The organism is Aphanizomenon flos-aquae FACHB-1287, assembly GCF_014698755.1.
Taxonomy (GTDB): domain Bacteria; phylum Cyanobacteriota; class Cyanobacteriia; order Cyanobacteriales; family Nostocaceae; genus Dolichospermum; species Dolichospermum flosaquae.
In genome coordinates this window covers 1-16,583 of sequence record NZ_JACJTO010000009.1, presented here as the reverse complement: position 1 = coordinate 16,583, position 16,583 = coordinate 1, and the positions used below count along the sequence as shown (strand labels likewise).

The 16,583-nt window shown below is 36.6% G+C and carries 17 protein-coding genes, 1 tRNA gene, 3 pseudogenes and 1 riboswitch; of the genes and pseudogenes, 9 read left to right on the top strand and 12 right to left on the bottom strand.

Annotated features, from left to right (window positions below; genetic code table 11):
* Positions 1–12 precede the first annotated feature (12 nt).
* The 4 genes from H6G44_RS06330 to H6G44_RS06315 all read right to left on the bottom strand — a co-directional run bounded on the left by H6G44_RS06330 (position 13) and on the right by H6G44_RS06315 (position 2,446).
* Positions 13–237, bottom strand: a complete 225-nt coding sequence (locus H6G44_RS06330; RefSeq protein ID WP_190385463.1) for a hypothetical protein — start codon at positions 235–237, stop codon at positions 13–15.
* Positions 238–245: 8 nt separating this feature from the next.
* The gene (locus H6G44_RS06325; protein ID WP_190385464.1) at positions 246–509 is read right to left on the bottom strand and encodes a hypothetical protein; all 264 of its coding nucleotides are present in this window, start codon (positions 507–509) and stop codon (positions 246–248) included.
* A 10-nt stretch (positions 510–519) separates the two neighbouring features.
* Positions 520–1,488, bottom strand: coding sequence for a hypothetical protein (locus H6G44_RS06320; protein WP_190385465.1), 969 nt, complete (start codon positions 1,486–1,488; stop codon positions 520–522).
* A 352-nt stretch (positions 1,489–1,840) separates the two neighbouring features.
* The gene (locus tag H6G44_RS06315) at positions 1,841–2,446 is read right to left on the bottom strand and encodes a molybdenum cofactor guanylyltransferase (protein WP_190385466.1); all 606 of its coding nucleotides are present in this window, start codon (positions 2,444–2,446) and stop codon (positions 1,841–1,843) included.
* A 101-nt stretch (positions 2,447–2,547) separates the two neighbouring features.
* On the opposite strand from H6G44_RS06315, the gene H6G44_RS06310 reads away from it, so the two are divergent.
* From H6G44_RS06310 to H6G44_RS06295, 4 genes and pseudogenes are all read left to right on the top strand, one after another.
* Positions 2,548–3,009, top strand: a complete 462-nt coding sequence (locus H6G44_RS06310) for a nitrate reductase associated protein (protein WP_190385467.1) — start codon at positions 2,548–2,550, stop codon at positions 3,007–3,009.
* 70 nt (positions 3,010–3,079) lie between these two features.
* Complete coding sequence (locus H6G44_RS06305; RefSeq protein ID WP_190385468.1) at positions 3,080–3,283, top strand: RNA-binding S4 domain-containing protein; 204 nt, start codon at positions 3,080–3,082, stop codon at positions 3,281–3,283.
* Between the two features lie 232 nt (positions 3,284–3,515).
* A complete protein-coding gene (locus tag H6G44_RS06300; RefSeq protein WP_190385469.1) occupies positions 3,516–4,478 on the top strand; it encodes a hydrogenase small subunit in 963 nt (320 codons plus the stop codon).
* A 151-nt stretch (positions 4,479–4,629) separates the two neighbouring features.
* Positions 4,630–5,142: pseudogene (locus H6G44_RS06295) on the top strand (nickel-dependent hydrogenase large subunit); the annotation flags it as partial.
* A gap of 438 nt (positions 5,143–5,580) precedes the next feature.
* Here the strand turns inward: H6G44_RS06295 and H6G44_RS06290 are convergent.
* From H6G44_RS06290 to H6G44_RS06265, 6 genes are all read right to left on the bottom strand, one after another.
* Positions 5,581–6,006 carry a type II toxin-antitoxin system VapC family toxin gene (locus H6G44_RS06290; RefSeq protein WP_190385471.1) on the bottom strand — a complete coding sequence of 142 codons (426 nt, stop codon included), beginning with the start codon at positions 6,004–6,006 and terminating at the stop codon, positions 5,581–5,583.
* Positions 5,993–6,232 carry a hypothetical protein gene (locus H6G44_RS06285; protein WP_190385472.1) on the bottom strand — a complete coding sequence of 80 codons (240 nt, stop codon included), beginning with the start codon at positions 6,230–6,232 and terminating at the stop codon, positions 5,993–5,995. The genes H6G44_RS06290 and H6G44_RS06285 overlap by 14 nt, the downstream gene beginning before the upstream one ends.
* A gap of 198 nt (positions 6,233–6,430) precedes the next feature.
* Entirely contained in the window at positions 6,431–6,736 is a 306-nt protein-coding gene (locus H6G44_RS06280) for a hypothetical protein (protein WP_190385473.1), read from the bottom strand.
* Complete coding sequence (locus H6G44_RS06275) at positions 6,733–7,284, bottom strand: DUF6036 family nucleotidyltransferase (protein ID WP_190385474.1); 552 nt, start codon at positions 7,282–7,284, stop codon at positions 6,733–6,735. The genes H6G44_RS06280 and H6G44_RS06275 overlap by 4 nt, the downstream gene beginning before the upstream one ends.
* A gap of 520 nt (positions 7,285–7,804) precedes the next feature.
* On the bottom strand, positions 7,805–8,485 hold the full coding sequence (locus tag H6G44_RS06270; RefSeq protein ID WP_242031648.1) for an acyl carrier protein: 681 nt from the start codon (positions 8,483–8,485) through the stop codon (positions 7,805–7,807).
* A gap of 183 nt (positions 8,486–8,668) precedes the next feature.
* Complete coding sequence (locus H6G44_RS06265) at positions 8,669–10,165, bottom strand: site-specific integrase (RefSeq protein WP_190385475.1); 1,497 nt, start codon at positions 10,163–10,165, stop codon at positions 8,669–8,671.
* 117 nt (positions 10,166–10,282) lie between these two features.
* Here H6G44_RS06265 and H6G44_RS06260 point away from each other — a divergent pair.
* From H6G44_RS06260 to H6G44_RS06245, 4 genes and pseudogenes are all read left to right on the top strand, one after another.
* Positions 10,283–11,383, top strand: a pseudogene (locus H6G44_RS06260) (nickel-dependent hydrogenase large subunit); the annotation flags it as partial.
* 183 nt (positions 11,384–11,566) lie between these two features.
* The gene (locus H6G44_RS06255) at positions 11,567–11,989 is read left to right on the top strand and encodes a hypothetical protein (protein WP_190385476.1); all 423 of its coding nucleotides are present in this window, start codon (positions 11,567–11,569) and stop codon (positions 11,987–11,989) included.
* Between the two features lie 352 nt (positions 11,990–12,341).
* Positions 12,342–12,454: riboswitch (cyclic di-AMP (ydaO/yuaA leader) on the top strand.
* Positions 12,455–12,613: 159 nt separating this feature from the next.
* Positions 12,614–13,258: a universal stress protein gene (locus tag H6G44_RS06250; protein WP_190385485.1), complete on the top strand. Its 645-nt coding sequence runs from the start codon at positions 12,614–12,616 to the stop codon at positions 13,256–13,258.
* Between the two features lie 219 nt (positions 13,259–13,477).
* Positions 13,478–14,653, top strand: coding sequence for a DUF1565 domain-containing protein (locus H6G44_RS06245; RefSeq protein WP_190385477.1), 1,176 nt, complete (start codon positions 13,478–13,480; stop codon positions 14,651–14,653).
* A 109-nt stretch (positions 14,654–14,762) separates the two neighbouring features.
* Here H6G44_RS06245 and H6G44_RS06240 read toward each other — a convergent pair whose 3' ends face one another.
* The gene (locus H6G44_RS06240; protein ID WP_190385478.1) at positions 14,763–15,026 is read right to left on the bottom strand and encodes a DUF3493 domain-containing protein; all 264 of its coding nucleotides are present in this window, start codon (positions 15,024–15,026) and stop codon (positions 14,763–14,765) included.
* Positions 15,027–15,058: 32 nt separating this feature from the next.
* Here H6G44_RS06240 and H6G44_RS06235 point away from each other — a divergent pair.
* A tRNA-Thr gene (locus tag H6G44_RS06235) sits at positions 15,059–15,130 on the top strand.
* 720 nt (positions 15,131–15,850) lie between these two features.
* On the opposite strand, the pseudogene cas12k reads toward H6G44_RS06235, so the two are convergent.
* Positions 15,851–16,471: pseudogene (cas12k, locus tag H6G44_RS06230) on the bottom strand (type V CRISPR-associated protein Cas12k); the annotation flags it as partial.
* Between the last annotated feature and the right edge of the window lie 112 nt (positions 16,472–16,583).

Sequence of the window (16,583 nt, the reverse complement as noted above, 5' to 3'; positions counted from 1 at the left end):
ACCTACTGTAAATCATTTCATTCTAAAATCTTGCAACAAAAAAGGCATAATTGCACCTGTAGTTAAACTAGCCACACTAATAGGAATACAAAGGGGAATTGATGCTTGTGCTAATAATACTAATATAACCGTACCAATACCTCCAGCAATAATAATTTGACGCAGAAAATATATGGGGTCACGAAATAGTTTACCCTTAAAAAATAACTTAGCAGAAAACCAGCTTAATTCTAACATAAATACTCCTAATAATTGGCTAACAAATTCAGGATAAATAACCCTAAAATTACCGCAGGAACTACCCCCACTGGTGCGAATAAACTACCAATTATGGCTGCAAATTTGTATCCGATATCTTTACCAGCAAGGATAATTCCCCCAATTGCACCACCAATCATTGATAAAATTACAGCAATGATTAACCAGGTAAATCCTGTGGTGAAATTTAATTCTGTATTTAGACTATACAGAAACTTGATAAATTCTGGATCATTGACAAAATCAAACATAATTATTCTCCTATACTTGAATTTCTACGGTTAAATCTTCTAGTGCTTTACCTACTATTTCCGCTTGTTCCAATTGCTGATGTTCTGTAAATATTTGCCAAGCTTCTTGATAGTATTCTCGCGCTTGTAAGAGATTTTTTAGATTCCCTAATTCTGGTTTTTCGAGGTCGTCGGGTAAATTGAAAAGAACATTAGCTTTGTTAGAAATTGTATTAGCATATTCTAACGGTGTATATTGAAGATTACGAACTTTTAAAGCTTCATCATAAGCTAAAATAGCCCGTAAATTATTTTCAATAGGATGGGAACTTACTAAATATTGTAAAGCATTTCCTAAATTATTTTGCAACATTGCATATTCTCTAGGATGATCAATTATGTTAATATGTTTGAGAGCGATTTCAAAAGACTGAATTGCTAAACCTTGACATAAAGATTCCCGTTCTGATGACATAGGCATAGACAGATAAGCGATCGCTATATTATTATATAAAATCGCATATTCTTGGGGATACTTTTCCCAAGTAAACACCCGCAAAGCCTCATGATAAAAATGAATACTCTCACTTATCCGCGCTAAATTTTCGGGAACTAAAGACTGTAAAACCAAACCCAAATTCATTTGGGCTGCTGCCACTTCTTCCGCTGTTGCCAATTGTTGTAAAATGGGTAAAGCTTCCTCATAATCTGCCCGCGCTTCTTGCAATATCTGGGAATCCCCATTAGGAATCATCTGTAATGCCCCTGCCTTGCCCACCTTAGCCCGTGCTTTCAGTAAAACATATTCCTCCCCACACATTTGATATGCACGGTCAAATAGCCCAATTGCATGGCGTAAATCTTGAGATGTTTTCGGCTTTTTTTGTAAACCCGTAGCAATTTCCATCAGCATTTGGATTTTTTCTGCTGTTGTTGCTGACTCGGAAGATATAGCCGCAATAGCAGCTTTTACAAATGAATCTGTAATACTAGAAGTCATAATTTCTGTACTCTAACCACTTGAACAAAAGAATTAAATTATCAGCCTCTAGATTCCATAAATGTGACACCATAAACCAAGCTAAATTACAGAAATTTTAATTGTCAATCTGGAAATATTCTATCTCTAGATAATTAGATAAAATCATTTCAATTAATAGGTATTACTACCGGAAATATAATTGAGTCAATTTTTATTACTAATTACTATTTACTATAAAACAACCTCTAGAAAAACCCTAGAGGAAAATTACTTATCTTCATAGAAATTTTAAATCAGTTATGACTTCCTCCGTGTCCTCTGTGACTGGAGTGGTTAGTTTAAAAAATCATCATATCTACAGAGTTTAAATTTAAACAGAATCAGGACTATTAAAATTAAATAGCATTTCCGGATCTTCCAAAACCAAGATTTCCACAGAATAAGACATTAACCACTGTTGAAAAGAACGTCCACCCCCTTCAATATATTCCCTTAATTCCGGTAAACAACGACGACGATAAAAACCACATAAAGGTTGCCAAATTTGATTATTTTGTACCAAAGCTGCTATTTTATTTTCGGGAATTGTATCTAATTGACAAATCCAATTTTGTAAAATTTCTAGTCGTAAATTTGGTAAATCACAAGCCAATAAAAGTACCCAATTTGTTTCTACTGCTGCTAAACCTTGCATAAAACCTACAAGGGGTCCATGGGTGCGAGATTCATTTCCAGTTTCCCCAGATAAAGGAACTTCTCGAATAAATTGACTTTTAGGTGTGAGTAATTCTTGATAACGTTCTGGCCAAGGAGTAACAATATAAATTTGATCAGTACAAGCCTCTGCAATAGTACAAATTAATTGTAACATGGGTACACCTTGAATCGAAATTAAGGCTTTATCTCTACCCATGCGAGTGCTTTTACCACCAGCTAAAATAATAGTAGTAACATGATACTGGAAATCAATATTCATAATATTTGGATTCTAGTTAATAAAATTTAACTTTATTTTCTCATAAATGATTTACAATAACTACATAAATCTACTTTTTATAAATAAATAACATCAATTTTATGGCAGATTTTTTTGAATTTGAAGCGGATTTTGTGGATTCTTGGCGTTGTATTCCTATGCAAGTACGCTATAAATTAGATACTTGCGGTATTAAGCTAAAATTAGCGGAATGGAATCAAATGAATCAAGAATCACGTCAAAATTTAGTATCATTACCTTGCGATACAGATATGCAAATTGATAACTACAGGTGTTATATTCAAGAGTTAGTATTACAACTGACTGGTAAACCTGTAGCTGAATTACCAATTGAACCTGATCCAGCATGGGTAAATATTACCACTATTCCTCAGAGTATTCACGAAAAAGCTCAAGAAATGGGTGTAATAATCACAATTGAAGCATGGAAAGACCTAAGCATTTTACAGCGGTTTGCCTTAATTAAACTAAGTCGTCCTAGTCATGAAAATAAAAACTTTTTATCGGCTTTACAAGAGTTTAAATTGTTGCCAAAATCCTAAATTCTGATATATTGCTATAGATGATACTTTTTGCTATAGATGATACTTTTTGAGTAGTTGGTAAAAACAAATGATTAAATTAGATCAGTTTTTGAAGTTTTCGGGAATATCCTCCACCGGTGGTCAAGCTAAATGGATGATTATTGATGGTGAAGTGAAAGTTAATGGAATAATTGAAACACGGAGAGGACGGAAATTAGTTGATGATGATGAAGTAACAGTAGGAGGAAAAACTTTAAAAGTTGGGGAAATACTATCAGATACCATTGATTAATACTGATCTCTATTATGCTACCCTGATTTTCTGTTTACCCTAACATCTAATTAGGCTAATTCTTAAGTTTTATTTAAAAAAAGTTAATTGATTAAAATAACACCTTAGTTTAAAATAATGAATATTGATCAATAGGTCTTCTCTACAAGTAAATCCTCTGAAAAGGGTAAATTATACCCCTCAAAAACTTCCTTAATTGTGCATTTTCAACATATATAGAAAGACATAGCTAATGACTAATGTACTTTGGTTACAAGGTGGTGCTTGTTCGGGTGACACCATGTCATTTCTTAATGCCGAAGAACCAACAGCTTGTGATTTAATTGCTGATTTTGGTATGAAAATACTCTGGCATCCTTCCTTGGGTGTAGAATTAGGTGATAACGTCCAAACCCTTTTATGGGACTGTATTTTAGGAAAAACACCTTTGGATATTTTGGTATTTGAAGGTAGTGTAGTTAACGCCCCTAATGGTACAGGAGAATGGAACCGATTTGCAGACCGTCCTACTAAAGATTGGTTAAACGATTTAGCCAAAGTCGCTAAATTCATTGTCGCAGTAGGAGACTGTGCGACCTGGGGAGGAATTCCCGCAATGTCACCCAACCCCAGCGACTCCAAAGGACTGCAATTTCTGAAACGGGAAAAAGGCGGTTTTTTAGGTAAAGATTTTGTCAGTCAAGGTGGTTTACCAATAATTAATATTCCCGGTTGTCCCGCACACCCCGACTGGATAACGCAGATATTAGTAGCGATCGCCACGGGACGAATTGATGATATAGTTCTTGATGAACTGCACCGTCCCCAAACCTTCTTTAATACCTACGCTGAAACCGGTTGTACCCGCAATATTCACTTTGCATACAAAGCTTCAACCTCCGAATTTGGACAACGGAAAGGTTGTCTATTTTACGACTTAGGTTGTCGTGGTCCTATGACTCATGCCTCCTGCAACCGTATTCTTTGGAACCGCGTCTCCTCCAAAACCCGCGCTGGAATGCCCTGTTTAGGCTGTACAGAACCCGAATTTCCCTTTTTTGACCTTGAACCCGGAACAGTTTTTAAAACTCAAACCGTCATGGGAGTACCCAAAGAAATACCCCCCGGAGTTAACCATAAAGATTACGCAGTGCTTACCGTTGTAGCTAAAGACGCAGCCCCAAAATGGGCAGAGGAAGACTTTTTTACAGTTTAGTCAGTTGTCCTTTGTCAGTGGTCAGTAGTTAAGAGAGGTAACTGTTCACAGTTATTTTTTGTCTCTACCCTTCAATTATGAATCTTATAACAACGGACAACGGACAACGGACAACGGACAATTGACAACTAACAACTAACAAAGGACAAATATGCCAATTCAAACCTTAGATATTTCACCCGTTGGTAGAGTCGAGGGTGATTTAGATGTACGCGTTGAAATTGAAAATGGATATGTCACAAACGCCTGGACTCATGCTGAACTTTTTCGCGGCTTTGAAATAATTTTACGCGGAAAAGACCCTCAAGCCGGCTTAATTGTTACTCCTAGAATTTGTGGAATTTGTGGCGGTTCTCACCTTAGTTCTGCCTCTTGGGCGTTAGATACAGCTTGGGGAACAGAAGTTCCTAGAAATGCAATTTTAGCGAGAAACTTAGGGCAAATTGTCGAAACAATCCAAAGTATTCCTCGCTATTTTTACGGCTTATTTGCCATTGATTTAACTAATAAAAATTATCGCCGCAGTCACTTTTATGATGAAGCTTGTCGGCGTTTTGCTGCCTTCACAGGTAAATCCTATGAAATCGGTATTACAATTTCTGGAAAACCTGTAGAAATCTACGCTTTATTAGGTGGACAATGGCCGCACAGCAGTTATATGGTAATAAATTGGGGAATTGCTGATATAGTCAGGATTTTTCAGAATAGATTTAATTATTCCCTGGTTTTTCCTTAAATGAGGCCATAAATCCACCCCAGCCATATCATAAGTCCATTTATTGTAGTTATTTGGTGTTTTCAGACGTTACCTAATTTTTCCCTTAATCGCTGTTCAGGAAGTTAAAGGCAAGTAGTCAAGTATAATTTTTTCTTTCTGTTGAAATATAAACCCGGCTTTTTCTCAATATAAATACGTAAAAGGTAATTTAAAAGTTAAAATATTTACAGATTTGCTTGAGTATAGAAATATTGATTTATTTGGATATTGAGCGAACTGACAAGTCAGCGCTTACGCTATCGCATTAACCCAATATTAAGTTAAGGAAGCATAAGATAATGGAAATTGAGCGATTCCTAGGTCGCGCTTCGCTATCGCACTAAATCATAAAAATTTATTAAAGAGGTTATCGAACGGTTCTGTATTTTTCCAACGATAGGTGTTGAAGTCTCGATAATCAACTGATAAAATTTGGCCATGACCTAATTTTTCTGCCAGAATAACGAGAAAAGCATCGGCTAAATCCATCGGTAAATCTTTATATTTTTCCATTAGTTCTTCAATACGCTGGCAATGATGTTGTTTGAGATCAAAGATTTGTAGTTTTCCTGTAGAAATTTTATTAATAAAGATTTTTGGAGCATCTACTCCTACTCTTTTTTGTAATAGATAGCAAGTTTCCGTGACGACACACCAGGTTGTAATAAATTGCTGATTAGCTAAATCTTGAAATCGTTTTTTGGCGGCTATATGAACTGGATCTTTTTTATTGGCAAGAGCTAACCAAAAGCCTGTATCAACTATGATCATATTTTTGATTAAGTTCACGGTCTAAGTAGTTTTTATAGTTTTTAGAGAGGTCTGTTTCAGCTTCTATGCAACCGATAAAGTCTGACCAGTCTTGCCAGGAATTTTCTGAGGATTCCTGTTGATTCTGAAGGTAGCGTTTTTTCAGGACTTCTACGAGTTTCACTATGATTTGTTGTGCATCGGGAGGAAGAGACGCAATATCTTGTTGAATTGTATCTAAGTTCATAATCTAATTTTGCTGTTTCTCTGATTATAGTTTAGCAAAAAACGATTCCTGCGGAGCGCAACGCTTACGCACTAACCCAATATTAGCGAACTGACCAGCGCTTACGCTATCGCAATTAATAAATAGTAGTTAACGAAGCACAAGACAATGGATTTTGAGCGATAGCGAACTCCGTAGGAATCGCTTTTCTCAAAGATGTTAAACAGTGAAATTAGACGGTTTATATTTATAACTTAGTTCCAGAGCATTGCAAAAGCTATTTAGTTGATTAAGCAAAGCATTATAGTAAATGTAAGCATCCTCTTGTTTATCTTGGAGATTAGCATATAAAGTTAACTCTGGTTCTGGTGCTAGGTGATCTTTAGGGATATCTAAACCGGCTTGAGATAACCGTGTTGAGGCAATTGCAATTAATAATGCTCCTATTGTATTGGACTCACCATTGTGAAGATCATTAAGTCCAGGTAATATTGTTTCTGCACCAGGTAATTCATTAAGATTCATGATTGATTTTCCTCCAGGTTATTTTCACAAAGTTCAATAAATTCTTCAATTCTACTTCTAAGGATATCAGGGTTTAGAGAGGGAAATCTGATTATTTCCGGTGTAATTGCTTCAAAACTATTCCGTAAATCATTCAAAGAGAATAATTTCTGTTTGTACATGGCTTCAATATCTTTAATATCACGGTCAAATCCCCTGGATAGTTTAGCAAGAGCTTGGGCAGTAAAATCATAGTGATAAAACGAAATTTGGCCTCGTTTGCCAATGAATACGCTTCTATCACGCCATCCTGGAAGAGGTGGTAAGAAATCCTGGGGAGATGCTAATTCGATATTAATGTTTAATTCTTGTTTGAGTTTGGCAATAGCCTGAAAAATACCTGGCGGTTCAGGATCTAGACGAATATCAACATCAACTGTGGAGTTACGCCATCCAATTAGTAGCGCACTAGCTCCTCCTGTAAAGTAGATGCAGCCTGAACCCTGGGCTTCTCTACCTAAGAGTTGCATCAGACGTTCTAACTTTTGAGTGTCAATGTTTGCACGCATATTTTTATTGATTTATTTGTTTGGATATTGAGCGATAGCGAAGCGCGACCTAGGAATCGCACCAAATCAATATTATCAATATTAATGATCGCAGTTAATCACAGTTAAGGAAGCACAAGATAATGGATTTTGAGCGAACTGCTTGCAGCAGCGCTTCGCTATCGCACTAGCGCGACCTAGGAATCGCTTACCGATGAGATCGCAGTTAATCCCAGTTAAGGAAGCACAAGATAATGGATTTTGAGCGAACTGCTTGCAGCAGCGCTTCGCTATCGCACTAGCGCGATCTAGTAATCGCTTTTCTCAAAGATGAAAATGTAATAAGGTGCGTTACATTTCATTAACGCACCCTACAGGATTGGTTATTCCTGCGGAGCGCAACGCTTACGCACTTAAGAATATTGGGACGATTAGCAGTAGGGTGTGTTAGCGACAGCCTAACGCACGGAGAATCAGTAAATAATCATACATAAGGTGCGTTACACTCCGTTAACGCACCCTACAAGATCAGCGATCGCACTTATTTGAGTTCTTCACATACTTCACATATTACTTCTACAAAATTTCTGACTATACATTGCTCACCTGCCTGATAGATAAATGAAGAGGGAGATGAACTTGATGAACTCCACCATGACCATGAACCACCAGAAAAGATATTTATGCTTATGCCCAATGATTTTTCAGCAACCTCGTTAGGAATCTCGATGTCAAACTCTTCTTCTAATGCCATCATAATCTCCCCTACATCGAATTCATCTGCATTAAGATGGTTCGATAGATGGCTGTCTAAAGTTACTTCTCTCTCTTCTACAGATAACTGTTCACTAATTAGTTCCCGAACTCTAACAAAAACTTTTGCTTTGCGCTCATCACCTCCGAACTTGCCTAGTACATCAGTCACTTTGGAAAGAAATTGTTGAGCTTTTTCAGCTTCAGCAGCAGCAATAAGACGGGCTTCTTCGGCAATTTGATTCTTTATAGCCCTAATTCGAGAATCAACTATATCTCGTACTAAACTCAGTTCAACTTTATGTCCACTTTGTTGATAAATTTTTGTTGCTGTATCCCACACAAATTGGTCACGCTTAGTCTCAGATTCATTAATATTTTCCTTATTAAATAATGTGCTTTTGTCTAAGTGCTTGTTGACTATCATCTTCAGTATTTCTAGTTCGTAACTCTTATCAGATCCACTCATCAGCTAATCTCCTGTAGATTTATCCATACCCATAATATCAGGACTTACGCAAAATCTCTTTGAAACTCTCTTTGCTTCGTGTCCTTCGTTCCTTCGTGGTTTATTCTTCCGTGACTTGTGTGTAAGTCCTAAATATCAAGAACAAGTTCAAATAATTACAAATTATCCTGGATTGTAGGTATTTTAACCTTGGTGATAAACCTGTTCCCAATCCTCTGGATTTTTATTCTCCGACAATTTCCACCTTTCCACCTCCAACCTTAACCTTTCATTCTCCATCCTTAACGCCAAAATTTCATTCTTCTGCAACTCAATTAACGACCTTTGACTAATTACCTCACCAAAGGCTTTTTTCCGGTTTTCAATCCCAAACCATCTTTGATAGGTTTTTGTATGTTCATCAACAGTATGACCTAAATTATCTGCTGCGGCTTTTATCGCTATTCCCTGAAGATGCGCTCGAATTGCACAACCATGGCGTAAATCATAGGGTTGAAACTCAATTCCCACCTTTCTAAACCATCTGGATATATCTCTTCGCATCCAATTAATATTTTGTACAGAGGCAATTTTTTCAACTTTTCTTTCTAAAATATTTAACGGTTTAGGATTTTTTAAATCAAATAATTCTATCCATTCAGTCACAAAAGGAATAACTTCTCTATATCCAGTTTTAGTATTTTTATTCACTTTCCAAGTATGGTCTATATTTTGGGCAGACATCCACCAATTAATATCCGGTTGGACAAATAATTCCCTTGGTCTTAACCCATAAGTGGCTAACATTCCATATACCCAACGCCACATTTCCCAAGTATCTATTTCATCAGTAATGTTTGTATTTTTGCGGTTGAGGGCGAATTTTTCAAAGAGGTAAAAACCAGATATGATTTTATCATCATCGGGTATTTCTCGATAAGCAGGAGTGACATGATCTCGTTTTACATCCAATTGAAATCCTAAATTAAAAGTTTTAATCAAAACCGAAGTTACCGCTATTAGTTCATTTTTTTTATTACCCTGAAATGAATTAATAACTTCCTCAAAATTTTCTTTTGTGGCTAAATTGGTGAGAGTCAAGTTTCTTTTAATGACAGATATATAGTTAGCAAAAGTATTTTCACTGGTGATAGTTTTCTGACGGGTTTGATAATATTTTTCATTAAATTTATCTAATAATTCGCCAATTGTTTTGATCTCTTGTTTCTCTCTCGATTTAATTCCTAAATACTTCTCATTCCACTCGAAAGTATGACGAGCAATTAATTTACCTAATTCATAACTTTCTTCAATGGCTGTTTTTAATCCCTCTAAATTTGCGGGTATTCCTAAAGATATATCATACTGTTTTTTCTGTTTACCTATACTACTATCCCCTGGTTTTAAGGGTAAGGTAGCTCGTAATTGGAGAGAATTGCCAGTTTGTTTAATACTAACTTTTATTCTCTCTCTTTTTAAATTACTATTAGCTGCAATTAACTTCTGTTCAAAAACTGCTTGATACTGTAATTCTGTTGCTTTTATTTTCGTCATTGTTCCTCTATAGCTGCTGTCTGTGGTGTTCTGCGGTTCAAAATATGCAAATATATCGGCGAATAAGTCGGTTGAGTCTGCATTTATATATTCCTGTGTAGATGTGGAATATATACCCTCGCAATTACTCTGATATTGTCCACTCATTCCCTAAATATTCCCTTATTTATCAAAGCTAAAATCATGAAAATAAAATGTTATTACCGAGCAAAATTACTTTAAAAATAAGTTACTCAGGAACATTTTTAATATATCACCTGTTGTCATAGCAGTTATATGGTGCCTGGTGGAGTAATGTGCGCCCCAACTTTAACTGATATTACCCGCGCCTGGGCAATTTTGGAATATTTCCGCACCAATTGGTTAGAACCAATTTGGTTAGGATGTTCTTTAGAAAGATATGAAGAAATTCAATCTTATGAGGACTTTCAAAAGTGGTTAAATGAAGATGTTAAACATCGAGAATCGGACTTGGGTTTATATTGGAGAATGGGGTTAGATATCGGTTTGGATAGATATGGTGCTGGTGTGGGTAAATATGTGACTTGGGGTTATATTCCCCATGAGGATAAATACAATAAACCCACCATTGAAGGACGTAACGCTGCTGTGATTATGAAAAGCGGTGTTTATGATAGTTTTACTGATACTCATAGCTTAATGAATCAATCATTTGCTCGTGAGAATTTAACCCATTCTTGGTATGATGAAGGTACAGAAAATTGGCATCCAAGCGATCGCACAACAAAGCCAATTAATCACAATCAAAAAGACTTTAATGGGGCATATTCTTGGTCAAGTGCAGTCCTCCACCAAGACTTAGGACGATTAGAAGCCGGACCCCTAGCGCGTCAATTAGTTGCAGGAGGAAATCATGGAGAATCTTGGCAACATTATGACCCATTTATTCTGGATACATTTAAGAAAATGGGAGGTGCAAGTGTTCATCTTCGTCAATTAGGAAGAGTCCACGAAATAGTTAAACTATATCGTCAAGCTGAACGTTGTTTAAGAGAGTTCAAATTAAACGATCCTTGGTATATTAAACCTGAAGAAAAAGATGGTAAAGGTTGGGGTGCAACGGAAGCTGCTAGAGGTGCATTGTGTCACTGGGTAGAAATCGAAAAAGGCAAAATTAAAAATTATCAAGTTATCGCTCCTGGTACTTGGAATATTGGACCCCGTGACGGAAAAGGACAACTCGGACCAATCGAAAAAGCATTAATTGGAACGCCAATTCAAGACCCAAAAGACCCTGTAGAAGTCGGTCATGTAGCCCGTTCTTTTGATTCATGTTTGGTCTGTACAGTTCATGCCCATGACGCGAAAACTGGGGAAGAATTAGCACGGTTTAGAACGGCTTAATTTATATAATCTAGAACTCCGACTTCTCCCATAAGTCAGGGTTCTATATAATTGTTATTTACCGTACAAAAGTTCCCAAATCAGTGAGTTAGTCTGAATTTTAAGGAATAATTGATAATTCCTAATTATCAGATGAAGAATTATCAATTAGGAATTAAAAAATACTAAAATTGGTAACTAATTGTGTCTAATTTAGAACTACATCAATATCTTCCTCAACTTCCTGAAGCCGTACTCCAAGAATTTATAGAATGGTGTATGTTAGAGCAGTCAACAGCCGCAGGATTAGAGTTTAAACCTGATCAAAGTAAGTTAAAGAATCTAGCACCAGCAGATTATTCTAAACAATTAGTTGATCAATTTATGAAAGTCAGACCCGACCCAATTCGAGCCGGTTTAGTGGCTGTAATTGCTGGAAAACAAGCCGATAAACACGAATTAATAGGTTTAGCTGCGGTTGTTGATTTTGTTTCTCTTTATGTTAAGTATTTAATTCCTAAAGATGGTACTAATCCAGAAGAAGCAGATACAATTTTAGCAAAAGCATCACAACATCAATATCAGCAACTTGTGGAAATTGCCAAAAAACATGGTGTAAGTTTATAGATTTATAGGGTGGGCAATTCCCACCTATAAAAATGTGAAAGTTAAAAATTATAACCTTTGTCAGAGAATTTAAGGAATAATCACAAAAAATGACTCTTAGGTACTTGTCGAGAAGTTGAGACCAGGGAATAGGGGAATACCCAGCTTGATACTACTTTTCTAGCTGAATACTGATATTTAATCACCAATTATCGCTAGATTAAAATACTTTAAATCATTAAATATTAGGATAAATTAGGGAAATTATTAATTAAGCTCTTGAATACAAGCATATCCTCAATATTCTTAAACTTGACTTTATTTAACCTTAGTGCCATACTGTCACTATATTTTTAGTGGGTAGCTTAATTCAAATTCATCAAAACTGAATTTGAAGCGGAGGAACCAAGTATTTGGGGCTAATCTTATGAGAGACACCTTCCAGTCTTAGCCCGTCAGCTAACTCCGTCAGCAATGGAAGGAAATCCCAAAATCTTGGCTGTAATATACAGTTATGATTGGGTCTTCCTTAATAAATTCTGGATTTTAGATTGCAGATAAATCTAAAATTTAGAATTGTCGTCCCCGCTTCTCATTGATTAACTGTTTTAAGAGAGAGAAGTTAAAACTGTGAAAATTCAGCCAATATTAGCACGGTTACAAAGCACTATCGGGTGTGATGATCTAATCGAACAAATGCTATTACTACCAGAAACTCAAAAATCATTTTCTCAAAGAGTTTCTCATAGCAAATCAGCTAACTTTATTGTCGGCTATAATGGTTCACCTGAAAGTCATACAGCCCTAGATATTGCTTGTTGGATTGCTCACCAAACGAGTTTAGCTACTAACTATCAAATTACAGTTCAAGCCGTTTATGTAGTAGAAGAAAATTGCAATTATCAACCTGATGATAGATCCAACTTTGCTGATAATAAAACTCAATTAGAACACCAACTAAGCAATATATCAAAACCAGTTCTATTACGATTAAATCCCCCAAAAGCAACAGCAATTTTACCACAGTTAGAAACAAAATCTAGAACCTCTATCCAGGAAGCAGACAGAATTATTTGGCAAGCGAAAACTTTAGCTGAAGAATGGCAAGGTTATTTTAAATCTCATCTACGGTTTGGCAACCTTGCTCAAGAACTCAAGAAAGTTGTTAAATTAGAAGTAGCTGATATTCTTTTTTTAGGCTGCCAATCTGCCAATCATCCGATCATTAAAACCCTAGGTAAAAACTTCCCTTGTCCAGTTTTAGGTATTCCCCATTCTATTGATAAATAATCTCCGTTTTCAATATCGGTAATGGGAAATTAATTTTTAATTATGGAAAGTTACTTATACTTTAAGTTAGCTTTTTAACTGGTCTGGGAATTAATTCCCAGACAATTTTAACTGAATGTTAATCATCATGGGTTTTACAGATGTAAATTTGTTGCTCATTGAAAAAACTAGTTTAATCGCGGTTGTTGTCGCTTCCCTCTTAGTCCTAAAGAGACTCCTATGAAAAATCAAAGTTTTTACATTTCTCGTTTATCCTGGCAAGCTAGTCTTACAGCTTTACCACTAACTGCCGGTAGTTATACTTTTGTACCTAGTCAACTTCAAGCTGGCACTACCCCGACTTTAACAGCCCAAGTCCCAGCTACAACCACTATCATTTACGTTAATTCCACCACTGGACAAGATAAGTCTGGCACTGGGACTACAGCAGCACCCTATAAAACAATTACCTTTGCCCTTGCTCAAGCTCAACCAGGTACAGTAATTCAGCTTGCTCCTGGGAATTATAGTAAAGATAGCGGTGAACAATTTCCCCTTGTCCTCAACTCAGGTGTAACACTTCAAGGTAATGAAACTAACAAGGGTGAGGGAACTTTAATTATCGGTGGTGGTTATTATATGAGTCGCACCTGGGCAAGACAGAATATTACAATATTAGCTCGTGATAATACTTTTATTACAGGTTTAACTTTTACCAATGCTAATAAAATGGGGACAGCTATATGGGTAGAATCTAGTAACCCTGTGATCAAAAATAGTACTTTTATTAACAACAACAGAGAGGGAGTTTTTCTGACTGGTACTGCTAATCCCCAAATTGAAAATAACATCTTTCTCAAAAACGGGGGTCAGGGAATTTCCGTAACTAAATTAGCACAAGGTTTGATTCGTGGTAACTTATTTCAAGATACTGGTTTTGGTGTAGCAATTGGCGGTAGTTCCACACCTTTATTAGAGGCTAATAACATCACTCAAAATAAAAGTGGTTTATATATTTCGGGAACAGCAAAACCCGTACTCCGTAAAAACACAATTCGCAATAATAAGCAAGATGGTATAGTTGCTACCGTTAATGCTGCTCCTGACCTCGGTACTAGCATCAATCCTGGTGGTAATATTATCCGTGATAATGCCCGTTATGAGGTAAATAATTCGACTAAGGGTAGGATTACGGCTATTGGTAACGATATTAACGAGAAGAAGATTGCTGGCGCTATAGATTTTGCCCCTCTCGCAGTGATTACACCTGCCGATAATCATACAGGAAAAATTGGTAATACTGGTAATACTAGCAATACCCCAAAAATTGGCAATACTGGTACTACAGTAAATATAAAAAAGCCTGTAAATACGAAAAAGCCTGTAAATACTGGAAAACTAAAAAATAGTCTTTAAATAACAGCCAGGTATTTGCTTAAAAGGGATTGTTTGGAATAGTCCACAAATCCATTTAAGTGCATAGAAAATAGGGAAGAATATTATCCATTCTTTTGCCTCTCCTGCGTTATTTACGCTTTCTGTTTTCCCATTTCCAGAGAAAAACCATTAACCCAATTACTCCTAGTTGAATGGCGAAATTAGGCAGGGCTTGTTCAATATCGCGGCCGGCTAGGAGTTGGAAAAAGAAAATAAATGCGCCAATAAAGCCCGAAGCACCAACGCTGATATATATAAATTGCCTTAACCCCCGATAGGGTGCGGCCAATTCTGTTTTTAAACGGTTATATTGTTGAGGTTTGAGATTATTTTGAGAATTTGGTTTTATCATCGATAATTATGTTATAATGTTTAGCGGTGTAGGCCGATGTGGCTCAGGGGTAGAGCAACTGATTCGTAATCAGTAGGTCGTGAGTTCAAATCTCATCATCGGCTTTAAGTAATATAACAGTTGTTGTCTTTTGTACATTAACAATTTATTTGTCACTGTTAACAGATTAATGTCATTTTTAACTAATTCGTGTCACTGTTAACAAATTAATTGTCCCTAACTGTCACAAGCAACACTGTATTTATATAGTGTTTTCAGAGTTAAACTCACGACCTACTGATCTTTCAACCCACCTAAATATTTTCTTGTATTTTTGCACTAACGCATTTCAACCCGCCCGACTCCGGGAGGGGTGTTGAAACTCCACCCGACCAAACCCTTATCTAGTGACACTTCCAAAAGCAATTTTGGCGGATGTCCTAAATTTGCTCTTAATTTCCCTTTAAAGGGAGGATTATCAAAGCATCTCAACATCTGGAATACAGACTAGACAAGGGATTTGGACTTTTGGCAGAACCCCAGGGTTTTTGACCTCGCTTTGGTTCGCCAAAAATAAATAATTAAGGTGGATTCCTCCTTGCTCGGAGGTGATTCGGTAGCCACCACTGCGGTAAACCCGCACCTCTATTACTGGGGGCGCACCTTATTCCTGTTCACTGGGAACAGCAGCATCAAGGTGGGCAGATACCAGGGTCAGAAAGCACGACTGTCTCACAACAGTCAACCTAACCCGCATTTGTCACAGAACAGAGGTTTATAAAAAACATGAACTGCGGCGCTATTGTTATTTCCTATTCTATTATCAAGGTTCGGTATTTTGTCAATCAGGCTTTTCGGGATTGATAGGCGTTTATCGCTAATTCTTTGGCTTTTTCCTGTGGACTCGCTCGAGTTGGTTGTTCTCCCTCCTCTATAGCGATTCCTGCTTTATTTGTCTGACTTTGAATGTTGGCTATTAATCTACCGTAGCTCCATTGATGGACACTAACTCGGTATTGTTTGGCATATTTTTTTTGAACTTCTATTATATCTGATTTTTGTTCAGCTTTAGATTAAATTTCAGTCTGAATTTGCTCTCGCATATCTCCCAATTTTGGGATAACAATACTGCCAGCTTTATATGTTTGGGCAACTGCAATAATTTCTTTTGCTAGTAATCTATCTATATACTCTCCTAACTCTGAATCGCCAAATTGATTTGGTGCTGACATCCTTTGAGCGATATGGCGTTCGTGGGATAACAGATGTTTTTGTTGTCGCTGTCTGTTGAGTAGTTTGTAATTTTCACCAAGTAGTTGTTTGATGTTGCGATATGTCAAAACCTTGCCCGTTGTTCCGTCTACAATGGCAACTGTCACAGGTTTTTCTAAACCCAAGCTGACACCAACTAAAATATGAGATTGTCCTTTATATAAAGGTTGACTTGGACGAGGGAAGGGGTTATTACAGCAGTTTGATATCAAGTCCAGTACAAGAATAGCTATCTAAATAGGGTCAAAAAACAATCCACAATGATTAAACCAATTGAGAGCATTTTCATCAGTAATAGCATTAACC